General features: G+C 73.0%; 1 protein-coding gene. It reads left to right on the top strand.

From position 1 onward, the window contains the following. Positions 1 to 87: 87 nt before the first annotated feature. Positions 88 to 311, top strand: a 224-nt coding sequence (locus ACZYSP_RS35365; protein ID WP_489019213.1) for a trimeric intracellular cation channel family protein, incomplete at its 3' end; no start/stop codon positions are given.

A 311-nucleotide genomic window follows, 5' to 3' on the forward strand; every position in this document is an offset into this window, starting at 1 on the left:
CGCCGAAATCGCGCCCGACAAGGTGCCGCGCGCGGCGCTGGCACGTGTCACGGGCCAGGTGGTCAAGCGCATCGTCTGAAGGCTGGGCTGCTCTCCGTCCTCGATCTCGCCGGCGTGGCGGTCGTCGCGGTCCGTGGGGCGCCGGGGGCCGGCCATGCGGGCCTCGACTGGCTGGGCGTGGTGGTGATCGCTTCGGTCCCCGCGGTGGGCGGCGGCACGCTGCGCGACCTGCTGCTCGACCGCCATCCGGTGTTCTGGATCCGCGACACCCGGTCTGTCTACGTGATCCTCGCGGCTGCGGCGCTCACCAT

The sequence above is a fragment of the Variovorax sp. F042 genome, from assembly GCF_057814215.1.